The organism is Paenibacillus sp. Y916, assembly GCF_056786435.1.
Genome location: NZ_JBXCJA010000003.1, coordinates 250869 through 268211, shown reverse-complemented (window position 1 = coordinate 268211; position 17343 = coordinate 250869). Strand labels below are relative to the sequence as shown.

General features: G+C 41.9%; 17 protein-coding genes and 1 pseudogene. 7 read left to right on the top strand and 11 right to left on the bottom strand.

The features are described from left to right. Positions 1 to 2 precede the first annotated feature (2 nt). A complete protein-coding gene (locus AC1TO9_RS09305; protein WP_482058978.1) occupies positions 3 to 1517 on the bottom strand; it encodes a DUF4153 domain-containing protein in 1515 nt (504 codons plus the stop codon). 120 nt (positions 1518 to 1637) lie between these two features. On the opposite strand from AC1TO9_RS09305, the gene AC1TO9_RS09300 reads away from it, so the two are divergent. Then, the gene (locus AC1TO9_RS09300) at positions 1638 to 3320 is read left to right on the top strand and encodes an ABC transporter substrate-binding protein (RefSeq protein ID WP_482058977.1); all 1683 of its coding nucleotides are present in this window, start codon (positions 1638 to 1640) and stop codon (positions 3318 to 3320) included. A gap of 94 nt (positions 3321 to 3414) precedes the next feature. Further along, positions 3415 to 4572 (top strand): glycosyltransferase family 4 protein, encoded by a 1158-nt coding sequence (locus tag AC1TO9_RS09295; protein WP_482055877.1) that lies wholly within the window; start codon positions 3415 to 3417, stop codon positions 4570 to 4572. Between the two features lie 329 nt (positions 4573 to 4901). Here the strand turns inward: AC1TO9_RS09295 and greA are convergent, their stop codons facing one another. The 5 genes and pseudogenes from greA to AC1TO9_RS09270 all read right to left on the bottom strand — a co-directional run. Next, on the bottom strand, positions 4902 to 5381 hold the full coding sequence (gene greA, locus AC1TO9_RS09290) for a transcription elongation factor GreA (protein WP_482055876.1): 480 nt from the start codon (positions 5379 to 5381) through the stop codon (positions 4902 to 4904). 222 nt (positions 5382 to 5603) lie between these two features. After that, positions 5604 to 6782 (bottom strand): NAD(P)/FAD-dependent oxidoreductase, encoded by a 1179-nt coding sequence (locus AC1TO9_RS09285; protein WP_482055875.1) that lies wholly within the window; start codon positions 6780 to 6782, stop codon positions 5604 to 5606. 39 nt (positions 6783 to 6821) lie between these two features. After that, the gene (locus AC1TO9_RS09280) at positions 6822 to 7265 is read right to left on the bottom strand and encodes a helical membrane plugin domain-containing protein (protein WP_482058976.1); all 444 of its coding nucleotides are present in this window, start codon (positions 7263 to 7265) and stop codon (positions 6822 to 6824) included. A gap of 290 nt (positions 7266 to 7555) precedes the next feature. Next, positions 7556 to 8308 carry an SDR family NAD(P)-dependent oxidoreductase gene (locus AC1TO9_RS09275; protein WP_482055873.1) on the bottom strand — a complete coding sequence of 251 codons (753 nt, stop codon included), beginning with the start codon at positions 8306 to 8308 and terminating at the stop codon, positions 7556 to 7558. A 129-nt stretch (positions 8309 to 8437) separates the two neighbouring features. Beyond that, positions 8438 to 8570 (bottom strand): annotated as a pseudogene (locus AC1TO9_RS09270) (carbohydrate ABC transporter permease); the annotation flags it as partial. 259 nt (positions 8571 to 8829) lie between these two features. Between AC1TO9_RS09270 and AC1TO9_RS09265 the strand changes: the two are divergent. Next, complete coding sequence (locus AC1TO9_RS09265) at positions 8830 to 9924, top strand: PRK06851 family protein (protein ID WP_482059146.1); 1095 nt, start codon at positions 8830 to 8832, stop codon at positions 9922 to 9924. A gap of 298 nt (positions 9925 to 10222) precedes the next feature. On the opposite strand, the gene rlmN is transcribed toward AC1TO9_RS09265, so the two are convergent. Further along, positions 10223 to 11320, bottom strand: a complete 1098-nt coding sequence (gene rlmN / locus AC1TO9_RS09260) for a dual-specificity RNA methyltransferase RlmN (protein ID WP_482055872.1) — start codon at positions 11318 to 11320, stop codon at positions 10223 to 10225. A gap of 195 nt (positions 11321 to 11515) precedes the next feature. Between rlmN and AC1TO9_RS09255 the strand changes: the two genes are divergently transcribed. After that, entirely contained in the window at positions 11516 to 12193 is a 678-nt protein-coding gene (locus AC1TO9_RS09255; RefSeq protein WP_482058975.1) for an S-layer homology domain-containing protein, read from the top strand. A 91-nt stretch (positions 12194 to 12284) separates the two neighbouring features. Here AC1TO9_RS09255 and AC1TO9_RS09250 read toward each other — a convergent pair whose 3' ends face one another. Then, a complete protein-coding gene (locus AC1TO9_RS09250) occupies positions 12285 to 12425 on the bottom strand; it encodes a hypothetical protein (RefSeq protein WP_482058974.1) in 141 nt (46 codons plus the stop codon). Positions 12426 to 12546: 121 nt separating this feature from the next. After that, positions 12547 to 12708 carry a hypothetical protein gene (locus tag AC1TO9_RS09245; RefSeq protein WP_482058973.1) on the bottom strand — a complete coding sequence of 54 codons (162 nt, stop codon included), beginning with the start codon at positions 12706 to 12708 and terminating at the stop codon, positions 12547 to 12549. Positions 12709 to 12942: 234 nt separating this feature from the next. Between AC1TO9_RS09245 and AC1TO9_RS09240 the strand changes: the two genes are divergently transcribed. From AC1TO9_RS09240 to nagA, 3 genes are read left to right on the top strand one after another with little or no spacing between them, the layout of a single operon-like run. Continuing rightward, positions 12943 to 13812, top strand: a complete 870-nt coding sequence (locus AC1TO9_RS09240) for a MurR/RpiR family transcriptional regulator (RefSeq protein ID WP_482055869.1) — start codon at positions 12943 to 12945, stop codon at positions 13810 to 13812. 1 nt (position 13813) lies between these two features. Beyond that, positions 13814 to 14539 (top strand): glucosamine-6-phosphate deaminase, encoded by a 726-nt coding sequence (gene nagB / locus AC1TO9_RS09235; RefSeq protein ID WP_482055868.1) that lies wholly within the window; start codon positions 13814 to 13816, stop codon positions 14537 to 14539. Further along, complete coding sequence (gene nagA, locus AC1TO9_RS09230; RefSeq protein ID WP_482058972.1) at positions 14539 to 15720, top strand: N-acetylglucosamine-6-phosphate deacetylase; 1182 nt, start codon at positions 14539 to 14541, stop codon at positions 15718 to 15720. The genes nagB and nagA overlap by 1 nt, the downstream gene beginning before the upstream one ends. 259 nt (positions 15721 to 15979) lie before the next feature. Here the strand turns inward: nagA and AC1TO9_RS09225 are convergent, their stop codons facing one another. Both AC1TO9_RS09225 and AC1TO9_RS09220 read right to left on the bottom strand, forming a co-directional pair. Then, positions 15980 to 16336, bottom strand: a complete 357-nt coding sequence (locus tag AC1TO9_RS09225; RefSeq protein ID WP_482055866.1) for a nucleotide excision repair endonuclease — start codon at positions 16334 to 16336, stop codon at positions 15980 to 15982. Between the two features lie 265 nt (positions 16337 to 16601). Continuing rightward, positions 16602 to 17201 carry a carbohydrate ABC transporter permease gene (locus AC1TO9_RS09220; protein WP_482055865.1) on the bottom strand — a complete coding sequence of 200 codons (600 nt, stop codon included), beginning with the start codon at positions 17199 to 17201 and terminating at the stop codon, positions 16602 to 16604. Between the last annotated feature and the right edge of the window lie 142 nt (positions 17202 to 17343).

Below are 17343 nucleotides of genomic sequence, written 5' to 3'. Positions count from 1 at the left end.
ATCTAATTCCCTTCGGATAAATATTCCTTCAGCGCTCTCCCCGCCCGGTATACAGATAGATTAAGTGAAGGCCAATCATCATTTATCTCAGACAATTCCTTCCGTTGATAGGTTAAATGCTCATCCATAATGCCGAGTTCTTCACGACTAAAGTGAATAAGTGTAGGAATCGCATCTGTAGATAAACTATGCAAATACTCCTCATCGAGCATTCCACTTTCTTGGTAACGAGCCATATTATTCTCTGCTATGATGATGTCCATTCCCACATAGTTAAGGATTACATAAGATACTAAACCAAGAACGATATAGATCTTAGCCAATGGGATCGTTGAAAAGTGAATTCGAAGTGCTGCAATAATCAACAATACGGCTAGAAAAATCATGAACGCATGAACAAGAAATCGAATATATGTATAGCCATATGCCTGTTCATACAGGACCAGTCGGATAAAGGCGGAGTACAGCATCACACAAGAGCATGCAACCAGTATGTACAACATGATATTGTTTATTCTCTGTAATAGATTACGCTCTTTCTCACTAAAGATGAGAGTACCCATCAATAGGATAAAGTTGATTGTCGTTACGGCTACAAGCTCAAGGAACCCGCTTCTAGCATAGTCTGCATAGGAAGTTCCAGCCGGTAACGTCCCTTCCGATGCACCAAATAAATACGAGAATTGCACAACAACAAACAGGACATATACTATATTTATCGCTACTAATACGGTGACCGCGATGATAGGATCTAGCACCAGCTTGAATGGGTCGGATGAACGCTCGATGGCATCACCTGTCCTGTGATCAATCTCCACTTCATGTCCCCAATCGAACTTCTTGGAGTCAATAAATCCCCATAAGTAGCCAAATAGTAAAATACAAACGATACATACCCAGATAAATCGGAAGATGCCCTCACCTATGGAAAAGTTGTTCAACATGTCAGGAATTCCAGAGAGAATCTCATCGAATACGCCATCTGCGGACGATAATAAGCTGATGACAACGATTAATACTGGCGTCGCAATGGCAAGTCCCATCAATATTTTACCTATGACCGCTTTACGTCGCTCTCCCATGGTGCTAGTTGCTGATGTCTTCACCATTCTAAATGCGGTTGGAACATGTCGTAAGCTTTGCACAATAAGATGATCTAGTGATGTGGAAATGATCTGCGGCTTATGCCATAAAGGCCTTCTTACACTAAACGTATAGGCCATATGTACGAATATTAGTGAAGGAATCACCATAAAGTTGAGCCCTCGAAAGATTTGATTTTGAAATAAGGCATACGTCAAAGAAAGTAACAGAATGGCTCCAAATAACACCCATCCGAACCATGCTGGTTTAGCCATTTGATCCTTTGCATTGTAGAACATATACAAGTAAAAAAGTCCCACAAACATAGGATATGATACGCCAAACTGATGTCCATAGAATAAATAATGATGAGCCATAGCTAGAACGAGCGCACCCATAAGGGCGACAAAAGGTCGATCTATTCTCGATTTCATCTTATGAATCACAGGTAATCCCCCATTTCATACTTTCTAAACCTTATTCTAGATGATAAAATAAGAAGATAAAGAGAAGTAATTATTATAAAACTTCCTATTTTAGGAGTGAATCGAATTATGAAGCTACATAATCAGTTCCTACGCCTGTATTCCCACTATGGAAACTCTGAAGATATTCGGGTTACCTTAGACGAGTTAGCTATCACACTGAACTGCACTCACCGTAATGCATCTACGATCATTCGCAAAATGGTGGAACACGGTTGGGTTCTTTGGCTATCTCAGCGTGGACGAGGGAACAGATCTACCTTGCGATTCCTGATTGATCCTGAAGAAATAGCAGCGCAATCGATGATGAAAGCGATCAGTCGGCAAGATCTCAAACATGCTATTGATCAGATTCGAGTCCATGCCAGATCATCGACGATGCAAGATCGACTACAGGAGTGGCTGCTTACTTATTTCGGACATCATTCCGAGATGAAAAGCGAGAAACAGATTGATACTCTCCGTCTACCCATTCGTCAGCAACTTCATACGGTAGATCCCTTATATATGAATCTGTTAGCTGAATCTTTCGTTTCTAGCCATGTGTTTGATGGTCTCGTTAGGAGGTCGAGCAGCACGCATGAGATTCTTCCGAATATCGCTCATGCCTGGGAAGTGGATGCTAGTCGTACGCAGTGGACATTCTTTCTACGCAAAGAAGTCCTATTTCATAATGGCACTCTAATGACTGCGGAAGATGTTGTGTTTACATTTGAACGGTTAATGGAGACTTCGCAAAGAACGTTGTACAGCACTATTTTCAAACAAATACAATCTGTAAGAGCCGTCAACACCACCACAGTAAGCATGGAATTAAAACAACCGAATGAGCTATTCTTATCCTTTTTATGTACAAGCCGTGCTGCCATCGTTCCGCGGGGCTTAGATCAATTGGGGGAGAAGGGGTTTGGGGTTAAACCTATTGGCACGGGGCCTTTTAAGGTGACGGAATTTAATGACAGTGTCTGCGTATTGGAGGTATTCACTCATTATTTTCAGGAGAGAGCACATTTAGACCGTGTGGAAATTATCCAAATCCCTTGGCGTATGGGGAAGGAACAACGTGATCATACGGAATCTTTGTCTCCTTTTCACATTATTCATAATCCATCCTCAGCAGAAGGGCAATCGTGGAGTCAGATCCATTCCAAAGCTTCCGTGAGAAAATTCATTACCTGTAACACAAAAAAAACCGGACCTTTAAATGATCCAGCCATTAGAGCTCATATGCTATCTTGTCTACGCGGTGAACCGATTCATCTAGTACATGATGCCGTGATGGAGCAACCGATTACTCTACAAATTTCCACCATTCCACAATATCGACAGGATGCCCATTCCATAGCGGATAGACTAGCCAACTTCGGTTATGTGTGCAACATCGTCTCTACTTCCCCAGAGGAGTTCAAAGGTTCCGTCCGTTTGGAATCAGATCTTATTGTCTTCTCTTTCATTCGTGATCAGGATGAGCAGCTTCGTCTACTCGATCTCTATGTAACGATGTCCGAACACGTCGAGCCTCATACAAGGGTAGATATTGAAACAGCACTTCTTCACGTAACACGAGAATCTGATCCTCTAGTTCGTGCTCAATTGTTCCAAACGATTGAAACTCGTCTCATCCAGGAGCATCAATTGCATATTTTATATGAAAAACCAGTTCAGACCGCCTATCTTCCCTCCGTACGTGGTGTGACTTTTAATAGTCAGGGTTGGGTGGATCTCAGGCATATCTGGTTTCCACCGCTATAAGACCGTCATTTACAATACATTTAACAGCGGCTTAATATCTCTCTAACAAATTTCTGTTATGATCGTATTAAATATGGAACTCAAGGAGGGCTATATGCGACTTGCACTATTTACCGACACTTTTGTTCCTCAGCTGAATGGCGTGGCTAACACGCTTCAGCGACTGACCGATTATTTGCAGCGCCGGAGTATAGAGCATCTCATATTTGCACCTAAATGCTCCCCAAAGGATATTTATGCTAATCCAATCCGCCCCATCGCCAGTATTCCGTTATTTCTCTATCCTGAGTGTAGACTTGCACTACCGAATCTATTGGCCATACGCGCTGAACTCGATCGCTTCCGCCCTAATTTAATCCATTTAGCTACACCATTCAACCTCGGTCTCTGCGGTCTCCGTTACGCCCAAAGTCATCATTTACCCTATGTCACTTCCTATCACACCCATTTCGACCGTTACCTCGAGTACTACCGGATGAAAGCACTCATCCCCTTTTACTGGTCTTATATCAAATGGTTCCATCGATCATGCGACGCCACATTCGCTCCATCTCTCGATACCATCGAAACACTTCAATCCCAAGGGGTTGATCGATTGAAGCTGTGGTCTAGAGGAGTCGATTGTCAACTATTCACACCCAAGAAGCGCAACTCAAGTATTAGAGAACGATACCAAATTACTGAACCTATCTTACTACTCTATGTCGGAAGAATCGCCCCGGAAAAGGATATCGATACTTTATCTACTATCATGCGAACATTACCTCAATCATTAATGGAACGTGTCCACTGGCTCGTTGTGGGGGATGGTCCGCTTCTTCCTGAACTGCGTGGACAAGTGCCCTCCAATGTAACTTTTACCGGATACAAACAAGGTGAAGAACTTGCGCAGCTCTATGCCTCAGCAGACATATTCGTATTTCCATCGAGCACCGAGACATTCGGCAACGTCGTGCTCGAGGCCATGGCTTCAGGATTACCCGTCATTGCTGCAAATGCTGGTGGAGTTCGAGAGATAGTTGTACCCGGGCGTACAGGAGTCTTATGTGAGCCTGGCCACTCAGGATCGTTTATTCGAGAGATTAGGAATTATGTAGACAATCCAGAACAGTTATCTACACTGAGCAACGAAGCGCGTCGAGTAGCGCTTACTCGCTCATGGGACTCCATCTTCGAGGAACTTCTAGGAAACTACACTCAAATTATCAATTCTCACCATCACGATAGCCATGCTAATATTTACTCCGCTTGATTAGAAGATTTCATTTGCAATCATTATTTGTGAACACAAAAGTAGAAACGGCTTCGCCGTCCCTTTTAAGGACGGCACCCGTTTCATTGGAAATATAAGAAATATATCATCAAAAGTCGAGATGTTAAAATTCTGCCTGAATGGTAGAACCATTGTCCACGACAAATAAAGCCTATACCTCTAATGAGTTAGGCCTTATCCATATCACTTAGTACCTCTTCATAATGAAATTACAACCAGATTGGGAAACATCGACTTAGTAGACATACAACGAGCCTAGAATAAACTGGAGCATCTGAAGAGAATGAGTCATAGTCATCGCATCTTTGTTACAAAACTTTGATTTCAAGTAATTCATATTTAATAATTCCCATAGGTGCAGTTACATGAATCACTTCGCCAATCTTTTTACCCATGAGTTCCTTACCTAGAGGACTTTCATAGGAAATCTTATTGTTCAGAACATCTGCCTCAGCTGGACCTACAATTTGATAGTCGATTTTTTCGGAGAATTCAATATCATTCAAGATGACCGTAGTACCCACATTGACAATGGATAAATCTAAGCTGCCTGCATCGACAACAACAGCCTTAGTTAGCATCTTTTCCAATATTTTTATTCTAGTTTCCATGAAGGATTGATCGTTTTTGGCAGAATGGTATTCACTATTTTCTTTCAAATCGCCATAACTAATCGCTAGTTTAAGACGCTCTGCTAACTCTTTACGTTTCACGGTTTTGAGATCCCTAAGTTCAAACTCTAATTTATCTAATCCATCTTGTGTTAAAATCACTTCTTCTTTGGCCATGTTTACAACTCCTATTTTGCTTTCTTTATTCAATTCTAACCTATATCCAGTTAACATTGTTAGTAAACTTACAAAATGGAGTGCATAAAACACTCGGATAATCCTTTTATTGGGCATGCCATTGATGGAAGTTACAAAAAACAGTAAACCAAAGTTATTCATTCTCTTTGGCTTACTGTTTTCTTGTGTAGTATACAGAGGACTCCTGTTTAAACTTCCTCTTTAATATGCCAAACTGTAAAGTGCTTTAATATGTGACAAGTAACGAATATTACTTGCTTCTTTCATAAGAGAAGCTGGCATCCCTTTAAGAGGAGTTGAGTTAGCCCCAATCGTTGCAACAGCGTCTTTACGACCCAAGCTTGCAAGGGTTCCGGAGTCAATTGGACTAAAGGACTCCATAGACTTGTCATTAAGCTTAGCGAATAAGTTGTAACCAATCAATTCTCCCATTTGCCAAGCAATCTGAGCAGTAGGTGGATATGGACGTCCTTCTGGTCCAAAGTAGACAGCACTATCCCCTGCAACAAATACGTCTGGGTGAGAAATAGATTGAAGATATTCATTCACACTTGCACGTCCGCGATTCACTTCAAGTCCTGATTCGCCCACTAGAGGATTGCCTTGTACTCCACCCGTCCATACAAATGTATTGGCAACAATCTTCTGACCATCTTTCAGGTCAATCACATTTCCTTCAACATTCGTGACAGGAAGACCTGTTAAGAATTGAACACCACGCGATTCCAGACTCTTCGTTGCGCGCTCAATTAAGTGGTCTGGCAACACAGGAAGAATTTTAGGACCCGCTTCGACGAGTAATAACTTGATAGATTTAGGATCTACACCAAATTTTTTGGCAAGTGCAGGCATACCATCAGCAAGTTCGCCAACTAGCTCAACACCCGATAGACCGCCCCCACCAATAACAATCGTTCCATCAGCTTCATTCTTACTTTTGGCAAATTCACGTATACGATCTTCAACATGCTTATGAATGTTGTTCGCATCTGCTGCAGATTTCAAGACCATACTATTCTGCTCAAGCCCTGGAATACCGAAAAAGGCCGTTTGGCTTCCTAATCCGACAACTAGTGCATCATAAGTTAACGTCGTTCCGTCTGAAAGTTTAACTTCTTTATTGTCTACTGAGAAGGACTGAACCTTGCTGATTTTCAAATTGATATCTTTCCCTTTGAAAAGTTTCTCCAATGGCATAGAAATCGCCTCTTGTGCAACATTCCCAGCAGCAAGCCGATGTAATTCTGTAATAATCTGGTGTGTTGAAGTCTGGTTTACGACCGTCACTTTGGCTTCAGCCTTACTTAAATACTTGCGAAGACTCAAAGCCGTTAAAAGTCCACCATAACCCGCACCTAATATAACAATATGTTGTGACATCTTGTGTCCTCCGCTCTTATTAAGTTATTGTACAAGGATTTACTTCTTACTACGTTCTTCACTAACTTGAAGATAAGCGTTGACAAAGCGAAATAGCTTTTGCGCCTGTGGATCTTTAAGCATTTTTAACAGACCAAAAACGCCGATGGCTTCTTGACTTACCTCGGCACGGTCCTTCGCTTCTATCACGTTTACCGCTATATTCTTCACGGAGTCCTTCACAGGTCCAACGATTTCTTGGATTGCACCTACGGTGTCACTCTTTAACACATCATCGGTAGCGACGGAATGAGCGAAATCATACGACTTCGTCAATACATTGACTATCTCAGTCAATTTAGGCAACTGGTCAATTAAAGCAGTTAGGGATTGCTGAACCTCAGGTTTCAATAATTGCTCCATTACATCATTAGGTTCACGGCTTGTAGATAAGGTTTGAGATTCTGTTGCTTCAGACGTTGTCTGAGTAATCGCTTCTGACATAACTAATTCTCCTTTACGTTAACAATATTTACTTCACATATAGAACTGGCTCTGCCGTCCTTAATAGGGTGGCTAACGATACTTCGTATCGCTAGCAGGTATCTGCTTCTGCGAGAAATATAAGAATACATGCACTATTATTCACAAATGATACTATCGATACTTCGTATCACTTTAAGGTATCCGTCTCCGCCGAAATATAATCACTGCTTAGCTTAAATTATAACCTAAATTGTAAACCTGTACATTATAATTTGGATGTACAGGTATACATAGGTGCTATTCATTCATTATTTGGCCGTTACGCCACCATCAACTGGTAGTTCAATGCCCGTAATATAGGATGAAGCGTCAGAAGCAAGGAATAGTACAGCTTGAGCTACTTCCGATGCTTGTCCTACTCTTGGTAATGCTGTTTGGGACAAGAACCACGCTAGCATTCTATCATCAGCAACCATATCTGTTGTCATTGGAGTTTCAATAAATCCAGGGTGAACAGAGTTCACGCGAACATGATCTTTCCCGTAATCGACTGCTGCTGCCTTAGACAGCATACGTACCGCACCTTTGGATGCCGTGTAGGCTCCCGCACCACTGCCACCCGTTAATCCAGCAATCGATGAAATATTGATGACTGAACCCCCTTGGTTACTTTGCATATGTGGAATAACATGCTTCATCCCCAAGAATACACTTGTAACATTGATATTCATGACTCTGTTCCATTGATCCATAGTGGTATCAAGCAAATTGACTGCTAAAGAAATACCCGCATTGTTAACCAATACATCGATTTTGCTATATTTCTGAATAGTATCTTCTACAACCTTAATCCACTCTTCTTCTGATGCCACATTATGCGCAAATGCTATTGCTTCTCCGCCATTCGTTGTAATTTCTTGAGCGACAACTTGAACAGCAGCCTCGTTAATATCAGTTAATACAACGGTAGCTCCTTCTTTGGCAAGTAGAATTGCCTCTTCACGTCCCATACCGCTTCCGGCTCCCGTAATCATGGCTACTTTTCCATTTAATGTTCCCATATTTACTCCTCCTAGTAATAAAATGATGTTAAACAATTCTGGAGTTCCTCTAACTATCATAGTATTTCCTAAGTATTATTAAAGTATGACGGAATCGCTGTGATACAACATATCACAAATTTGAACAAATAAGTAGAATCGGCATGCCAAATTGAAATCTGTGTTAAACTGTCCCTGGAAAATATATTGCACAAGTGGCAATGATCGGTGTCATCAGCGGGAATATAATACGCCAGAAGGTACCCCAAGTGGTTGCCCCATCTCTCGAAAAATATTTGACCTGACTGACGACAATACCCGGATGAGACTACGTAAGAATCGTTGTGTAACGGAATAAGTTAAGAGCAAACACTTGGTATGAAGACAAAAAGAGCCTCATATATATCTATATATGAGGTGTTCAGTAATTCAGTTAAATGCTTCATGCAAGTGTAAAAACCCCATTTGAGTTGCACCATATTCGTAAGGAAATAATACGATGTATGATGACCAAGACATTAGCCCTGAAAGGTGTGAAGCATATGAATGGAATCGTCCGGAATTATTATGCAAACGGAAATACGGCTCGTGGATATACAAGTTTGTTGGATTCATCACTACAAGGATTGGAGCATCTGTTTATTGTGCAAGGTCCTCCAGGAACCGGAAAATCTAGCTTGATTAGAGCCATTAGCGATCAGATGGTGTTAAACGGATACGACATCTGGTTAATGCATTGCCCTTCGGACAATGAATCGTTGGACGGATTGATCATCCCACGTTCTAATATTGGCATCGTCATTGAAACAACATCAGATTCCATCGCACCCACATCTCCAGAGACGGTCCTACATTACGTAGATTTAGGAAGAGCTTGTGACTCAACTCAACTGAGCATGCACAACATTGAAATCAAAAGTCTGAACGAGCAAATCTCTCAAGCCAATATCCGTGCATATGCCGGCTTCGCAGAAGCCCTTCGCATTCATGATGAGTGGGAAGTTCTATATATCGAGAATATGGATTTTCAAAGTGCAAATGAGTTGACGAATGAGTATGTTCAGATTCTATTCGGTGATGGAAAGCTCAATAAGCAGAGCCGCGTGGATCATCGGTTCTTGGGTGCCGCCACACCTAACGGCGCGGTTGATTTCGTCCCTAATCTAACAGAAGGCTTGAATAGGTATCTTATCAAAGGTCGTCCTGGTTCCGGTAAATCCACGATGCTGAAGAAATGGGCTGCCGTTGGGATCGAACGGGGTCTCGATGTTGAGATTTACCATTGTGGCTTCGATCCCAATAGCTTGGATATGCTCATTGTCCGAGAGCTTGGGTTCGCCATATTTGACAGCACGGCACCACATGAGTATTTCCCTGATCGCGACACCGATGAAATTGTCGATGTATACCCCCGCTGCATAAAGCCGGGAACCGATGAAAGACTAGCGGAAGAACTCCTTCATGTCAGCCAGCGATATAGCGCAGCAATGAAACAATCGATTCAGCATTTGGCAGAAGCTAAATCCTTTCAGGATGAACTTTCGAATATCTATACACAGTCGATGGATTTCAGTCTAGTGGATCGGATGAGGAATGAGCTTCAAGATGAGATCCAAAACGAACTTAATCGTGCATAAAAGAAAATAAATATACTAGGTCTAATTGAACTAAGCCCCTTCGATTACGAAGGGGCTTAGTTCTTACCCGACCGATCCTTCCTCAGTTAGATGTACCTAGCTTCGCTAGGCAAGCAGTTGCATTATGTACAGCTAAATTCAGCCTTTTTCCTCTTTAGCCAACTTTAATTGCAAACCTACATCTAAATTACTGGAAATTCCACTTTTTATCATTTTCGTCACTTTTAAGTGTAGTTTTGCAACTATCTCCTGTGACTTCTACTTTTCCTGATTATTAAATCTCCTCTTTACATAGTCTTTAACCTAATGCAAATCGATCTTGATCAGAAATATCCTCTTCCGATTGTTTCATTTGTTTACTTCTTAATTGTCCACAAGCGGCATCAATATCTGCTCCATGCTCAAGTCGAACTGTACAGTTAATATCTTGCTTCTTCAACGTATCATAGAATGCTAGAATCGCTTCTTGATCACTTCTCTGATATTGACTATGTTCATCCACTGGATTATATGGAATCAAGTTAACACTTGCGAAATCCTTTTTATCGCGAATCAATTCAGCAAGCTCTAAAGCATGTTCCTTACGGTCATTTACATCCTTGAGCAAAATATATTCGAACATAATTCTTCGATTTGTCTTAGATAAATAGTACTCTACAGCCTGCATTAATTTCTCTATTGGATAAGCACGATTGATCTTCATAATCCGCGTCCGAAGTTCGTTATTCGGCGCATGTAAAGAGATCGCTAAGTTAACTTGCAAATCAGCATCTGTGAATTCAATAATTTTATCCGGTAGCCCACTGGTTGAGACAGTAATTCGTTTCGCACCAATAGCTAACCCTTTCTGGTCCTTAATCACCTGTAGGAAGTTTACTAGATGAACGAAATTATCGAATGGCTCGCCAATCCCCATAACTACAACATGACTCACCTTCTCATCTTGTTGCGCTTGATCCAAATGGTGCTGGGCCTTCATAATTTGCTCGACAATCTCACCGCTGGTTAGATCGCGACTTTTCTTTATTAAGCCACTCGCACAGAAGCTGCATCCAATGTTACAGCCCACTTGAGTTGTGACACAAACCGCTAAACCATATTTCTGTCTCATTAATACCGTTTCAATCAGATTGCCATCCTCTAATTTGAACAGAAACTTAATCGTTCCGTCACTTGATTCTTGCTTCACATGTTCAGATAAGGTTTGGATGATGAAATGGTCTGCCAATAAATGAATACACTCTTTATTCACGTCGATCATTTCTGAGAAATCCGTTACTCTCTTCCGATACAGCCAATCCCAGACTTGTGATGCCCGAAACTTTCGATGTCCATATTGTATAAGCCATTCTGTCAGTTGTTCAAATGTTAATCCATAAATGGATTGTTTATTCATTTCATTTCCTCTTTTCAAAACTTAAAAGTAAAAGTTCAGTCTTATGATAGTTACGGTGCCGAAGCTAGCCATTTAGTCTTGATTGTCTCAAATTTTTATTATTAACACAAGAGGGGTAAACAGTCATTTCCCTGCAACCTTATTTAGCCAATTTCGTCTAGGTAAGTATAGCAAGGTCAAATAAACCTATATGAGGTGACTGACATAAAAACCAAATTTAGATTGTTCACGCTTACAGCTGCGGCTGCGCTCTCACTAACCCTTGCAGGACAAAGCTTTGCAGCAACGCAACCTTTCACAGACTTAGTAAATGTAGCTGCACAAGATAAGATTATCGCGTTACATGAAAGAGGTATTGTACACGGGGTTACAAGTAATCTATTCATTCCACAAGCTAGCATTACAGCGGCTCAAGGCGTTCAACTAATGGTTAATGCTTTCGACCTAAACCTTGATTTCGTAAGATTCGCTAAAGAACCGAAAGCTACGAATTATTATGTATTAGCTAATAATGATGCATGGTATGCAAACACTCTCATTATATCTGCTGTGAACAAAATTGAATTGCCCGTAGACCTAGATCCCAATGATCCATGGACACGCGAACAGTTTACTCATCAACTCACTCAAGCTATGGAGAAACACGGCAACCTTCCTATGATCAACATTCTTCCCATTAAAATGAATGATGAGAGCGAGTTGACCATTGATTATAGTGGATCCATTCAACGCGCAATCACATATGGTCTTGTGCAGTTGGATGCAGAGCGGAATTTCCATCCACAAGCTGTTATCTCTCGTGCTGAGGCAGCAGAACAGATCTACAACGCACTTGATTATATCAACGCACATCCAGCACCATCCATAAAGTAAACACATACCTAGTATCTAGACCCTAATTCATTTTAATCCCCTCCATATAACCCATGGAGGGGATCTCTTTCATACTGAATAAGGTATGGGGTCATTTCAACTTTTTCGGGAACTGCTTGATGATTCCATCTGCCAGAACGTCGGCAAACATCGCTATATGCGCTTCTCCCCTATCATAGGTCGTAATATCCGCATCCCAATCCTTCTTGATCCTTGCGATGACTTCATCCACCCCTTAAACGCATTACCTATAGCCTGCTGATTCTTTAAAAGTCTTGCACTTACTTTCTCTTGATCTTCCATCCCTGCAAGTGCGCTCACAGTATAGTTCCTCGTCCATATCATATGATCGGTCAAACCTTCCTTAAGTCAGCCTTTAGCTGTACCTTCGACGGGCTCAAACATTCCTTTGGCGTACGAGCATGCACGTTCCCCGTGCCTTCCACATGTAGTGGTATCGACGTCATCACAAGAACCATACAGAACGATAAAGCTTTCAAACATAATCTCTTCAATATACTCTTCTCCTTTTGTGCACAAATGACATGTCTAGCTTTATTCTAGATTGTATCGCTCATTTCATGCACCAGGGAGTATATTGTCATTCATCCAAATAGATTCTACTTCCATATAGGAGTGAATCAGGTTGCATCCACAGATCCATTGTATTATTATATATGTGAAAATCTTTTTCCACTTATACTACATATACACTGAAATCATTTTAGCGAGGGAGGTGTTCAACGCCAGTGATCCTTCATACCATCCAACGTCAGTTGACAAAACTGTCCCCTTTGGAACGCAAATTAGCGGAACGAATTCTGTCTGCTCCGGGTGAAGTGATTCATATCGGCATTACGGAATTAGCAAAACAATGCGGTATCAGTCCAGCTACGATCACACGGTTTTGCAAGGTTTTTCATTTCAAAGGATTTCCCGATTTCAAGGTGCATTTAGCATCAGAAATAGCGAAACTGGGCGCAGAAGGACAATCTCACTCTTCTGCCTATCAAGATATTGTGGCTGGTAATCCTCTATCTCTCATCGTCGAAGCCATGCAAGCTAATCATCTAGCGTCTATTCGAGATACTACCACCTTACTGGATCTAACAAAACTTGCGAAAGTCGTGGATTGGCTATGTGGAGCACGCAGGATCGATCTCTACGGGATGGCAACATCTTCTATTATTGCTCAGGATTTCTACCAAAAGCTGATTCGCATTGGTGTTAACTGTACTGCCTTTTCCGATTCCCATATGCAGATTACGTCAGCATCTACGCTAGGTGAGGACGACGTCGCTTTTGCTATATCCTATTCGGGAGAGACTACGGAGACCATCGATGCCTTGACCTGTGCCAGCAATAGCGGAGCCACCACGATATCCCTTACTTCTTACGGAAGCAACACGTTGGCTTCTTTAGCCGATCTCCCTCTGTTCTCCTCTTCATTAGAAAAAGGGATGCGGCGGGGAGATATGGCATCACGTATCGCGCAACTTCATATTATAGATATTCTATTCACTGGCATGATCAGCAATCAATTCAAAGACTTTGTTCCTAAGTTGGAACAATCCTATAACAATATCCAACATTATCGCAAAAAACGAGGAGGTCAATAAAATGAATATATTCACATTTAATAAAGAAGAAGATTTCGTACAGACTGGAGCGAATCTCATTGTTAGTCTATTACAAAGTAATCCGCAGGCAGTTCTCGGTCTCGCTACAGGCAGTTCCCCACTAGGTATATACGCGCGATTGGCTGACATGTATAAAAGAGGTCTAGTAAGCTTCGCAAAATCCTCTGTTTTTAACCTTGATGAGTATGTGGGCTTAGCTAACGATCACCCGCAAAGCTACAGTACCTTTATGAAGGAACAACTCTTTAACCATATTGATATTGACCCGAAACGAACCTTTATACCTAATGGCAGTGCTCATGATTTGGAAGCTGAATGTCAGGCATATGACCAACTGCTTGAACAGAATGGGCCAGTCGATCTACAACTACTGGGAATCGGTAGCAATGGGCATATCGGCTTCAATGAACCAAATGATCATCTCATTGGGGGTACACAAGTTGTGGATTTACAAGAGGAGACCATTCAAGCCAATGCCCGCTTCTTCACTTCTCTTGACGAAGTACCTAAGCAGGCTGTAACGATGGGCGTAGGTAGCATTATGAAAGCCCGGCAAATTGTCCTCATCGCACGCGGTGCCGAGAAGGCCGAAGCCATTAAGAATGCTTTTCAGGGACCGATCACAACGCAATGTCCGGCTTCTTTCCTACAATGCCATTCAAACGTCATCGTACTGCTGGATCATGAGGCGGCGAGTCTACTCTAATGAGTAGCATTGACGTTGTAGAACAACTTCTTTTCGGGAAAGTACTGACACCACAAGGTTTGATTGAGAATGGCGTTATCGCCATCTCTGGAGATACTATTTCCTATGTTGGCGATAAACAATATCTACCACATGACTATACAGAATGGACCACTGTCGCTCCGCAAGCTGAAGGATTACTTATCCCAGGATTCGTAGATGTTCACGTTCATGGTGGAGCAGGACATGATTTCATGAACAGTACCCACGAAACCTTGGACGCGATTACGCAATTCCATAGTTCTCAAGGAACGACTACGATGCTCGCTACAACGATGACCGCTCCAAAGGATGATATTGATAACGTGCTACGAGAAGTGGACGCTTATCGTTCCAACAACATGCCCTATGCTCAATTGGCAGGGGTTCATCTGGAGGGACCCTTCATCAGTCCTCAGTGGCCTGGTGCACAGAATCCCCAACATATCGTTCTCCCTAACGTAAGTTGGCTTGAGGCATGGGAGAAACAGTACCCTGGTCTCATTCGGCAAGTCACACTCGCTCCTGAGCGTGAGGGAGCTCTTGAAGTCATTTCATGGCTGAGAGATCATGGAATTACTGCGGCTCTCGGACATACCGATGCGACATATGAGCAAGTACTGGCTGCCGTTGACGCAGGGCTCAAGCAGGCTGTTCATACCTTTAATGCCATGACACCTCTACATCACCGTAAGCCGGGCGTAGCCGGGGCCGTTATGGGTGAATCACAGATTGCAGCAGAGGTTATTGCCGATGGCATTCATGTTCATCCCGCTGTCATATCTATTCTGGCACGTCTAAAGACATCAGCCAATCTTCTTCTCATCACCGACGCCATGTCCGCTGCTGGACTTGGTGACGGCGAGTACACATTGGGTGACCAGCCCGTGAACGTATCTGGAGGAATCGCGACATTGAAGAATAACGAGGGGGCTCTTGCTGGAAGTACATTGACCATGATCCGTGGTTTTCAATTTCTCGTATCAGAGGTTGGATTCTCCCTGCAAGAAGCTTCCCAAGCCGCCAGTCTGAATCCAGCCATTTCACTTGGGTTGGAGCAACAGATCGGGACTCTAGAATCCGGCAAACAAGCTGATATTCTCCTGTTAGATGGTAACCTAAACCTTTCTAGCGTATGGGTCCAAGGACGAAATATCGTTTAAAAGCCAATGAATAGTACGTATGAACATAATAACGCAGTAATCCCTACCTTTAAGTGAAGGGGATTACTGCGTTTTTTGCGTATCAAAAATGAACAACTCATAAAAAATAAAGGGGTTTTCATCCTTCCTTACATATATTATTCTTACCTATTCATAATGAGAATAAACTTCTAAAAAATCTGAATAGAACACAAATAACCCGTAAGATAGTCACTTCATCCAAAGTGCTATCTTACGGGTCTGCCGTTCAGTTTACGATTTACTTATATAACACCTTGTCCACATTGTATTTAGCCTTAAGCTCATTCACAATATAGGTTTCATAGATTTCTCTATGAACAGGATCGCCGATAAGACAAACATCAATTCTAGTTACTTCGTCTCTATAAGCTTTCATCGGTGATGTCGTATCTTCGAAATGTTTCTTTATTCTTGGTCTTAGCTTCCTCGCTTTGCCAACGAACAATAATTCCTCATTGTCGTTGTAGAACATAAAGATTCCCCCCATATCTCTAGGGATCAGGTGAAAATCCGTAAACCCGTAAATATTACTTAGCACTGGAGCAACCTGTTTGTCAATGGTAACGTCCGGTGTTGGTATGGTTATATTAATCATTTTAGCTCACGTCCTCTATCTATCTATATAAGTGTACATTTTATCACAAATCTCAATGTTACACCATTTCAATCTAAATAAAAGTACGAATTATACATAAAAAAACTCATTTTTCTAAATACAGTATTTCCAAATGTCCTTAGAATACACTCATGGATAATAAAGGGGCTTACGTAAAGGACTCCGATCTTATAATAAGAGTGGAGGCGTAGAAAAATAAGAGCGCGAGCACCTAAGAACTTCTAGGACGATCGCGCTCTTATTGTTATCCTTTAATCCCTGAACTAGATATCCCTTCAATATACTGTTTCTGGAACATGAAGAAGAAGATCAAGATCGGCAAAGTGGATAGGACAACCCCTGCCATAATCAGTGGTGTATTCTCAAACACAGCATCCTTCACACTATTTAAACCAACTACCAGTACATACATCTTAGGTGTATTAGCCAATGTACTTGGAATGAGGTAACTATTCCATGTTCCTGCAAAAGCCAAGATGGACATGGTGATCAATGGCGAGCGAGCTAATGGGTACACGATCTTCCAGAATGACCCCATCTTGGACATGCCGTCCATCCGAGCTGCTTCCATGAACTCATTCGGCACGGTAACAAAGAATTGTCTGAGCATGAATATATATAAACTTTGATACAGAAATGGAACGGTTAATGCCTTAAATGAGTTTAACCACCTAAGTTCGGCCATGTTTACATAGACGGGTATCAAAATCATATGATAGGGGACCATCATCGTTGCAAGCACGATCCAGAAGATAACCTTCTTCCCTCTGAAATTTAACTTGGCAAGGGCGAAGGCTACTAATGGATTCACAATTAAGTTACCGATAATGACAACCCCCGTCATGATGATCGTATTGAAGAGCCACCTCTTGACGTTATATGCCTTTCCCTTTCATCTTCTGATTGACAAGTACAGCCATCAAGAGCCCTAGAATCGTTTGGATTGGCACAGCAATGATAACAATTTCCAATGAATGAAGGACTGC

Excerpts from the sequence above, each read along its gene's own strand:
- AC1TO9_RS09265 (WP_482059146.1), top strand. The coding sequence starts at position 8,830 with ATGAATGGAATCGTCCGGAATTATTATGCAAACGGAAATACGGCTCGT.
- nagB (WP_482055868.1), top strand. The coding sequence starts at position 13,814 with ATGAATATATTCACATTTAATAAAGAAGAAGATTTCGTACAGACTGGA.
- AC1TO9_RS09300 (WP_482058977.1), top strand. The coding sequence starts at position 1,638 with ATGAAGCTACATAATCAGTTCCTACGCCTGTATTCCCACTATGGAAAC.
- greA (WP_482055876.1), bottom strand. The coding sequence starts at position 5,381 with ATGGCCAAAGAAGAAGTGATTTTAACACAAGATGGATTAGATAAATTA.
- AC1TO9_RS09285 (WP_482055875.1), bottom strand. The coding sequence starts at position 6,782 with ATGTCACAACATATTGTTATATTAGGTGCGGGTTATGGTGGACTTTTA.
- AC1TO9_RS09305 (WP_482058978.1), bottom strand. The coding sequence starts at position 1,517 with ATGAAATCGAGAATAGATCGACCTTTTGTCGCCCTTATGGGTGCGCTC.
- nagA (WP_482058972.1), top strand. The coding sequence starts at position 14,539 with ATGAGTAGCATTGACGTTGTAGAACAACTTCTTTTCGGGAAAGTACTG.
- AC1TO9_RS09225 (WP_482055866.1), bottom strand. The coding sequence starts at position 16,336 with ATGATTAATATAACCATACCAACACCGGACGTTACCATTGACAAACAG.
- rlmN (WP_482055872.1), bottom strand. The coding sequence starts at position 11,320 with ATGAATAAACAATCCATTTATGGATTAACATTTGAACAACTGACAGAA.
- AC1TO9_RS09275 (WP_482055873.1), bottom strand. The coding sequence starts at position 8,308 with ATGGGAACATTAAATGGAAAAGTAGCCATGATTACGGGAGCCGGAAGC.
- AC1TO9_RS09295 (WP_482055877.1), top strand. The coding sequence starts at position 3,415 with ATGCGACTTGCACTATTTACCGACACTTTTGTTCCTCAGCTGAATGGC.
- AC1TO9_RS09280 (WP_482058976.1), bottom strand. The coding sequence starts at position 7,265 with ATGTCAGAAGCGATTACTCAGACAACGTCTGAAGCAACAGAATCTCAA.
- AC1TO9_RS09220 (WP_482055865.1), bottom strand. The coding sequence starts at position 17,201 with ATGACGGGGGTTGTCATTATCGGTAACTTAATTGTGAATCCATTAGTA.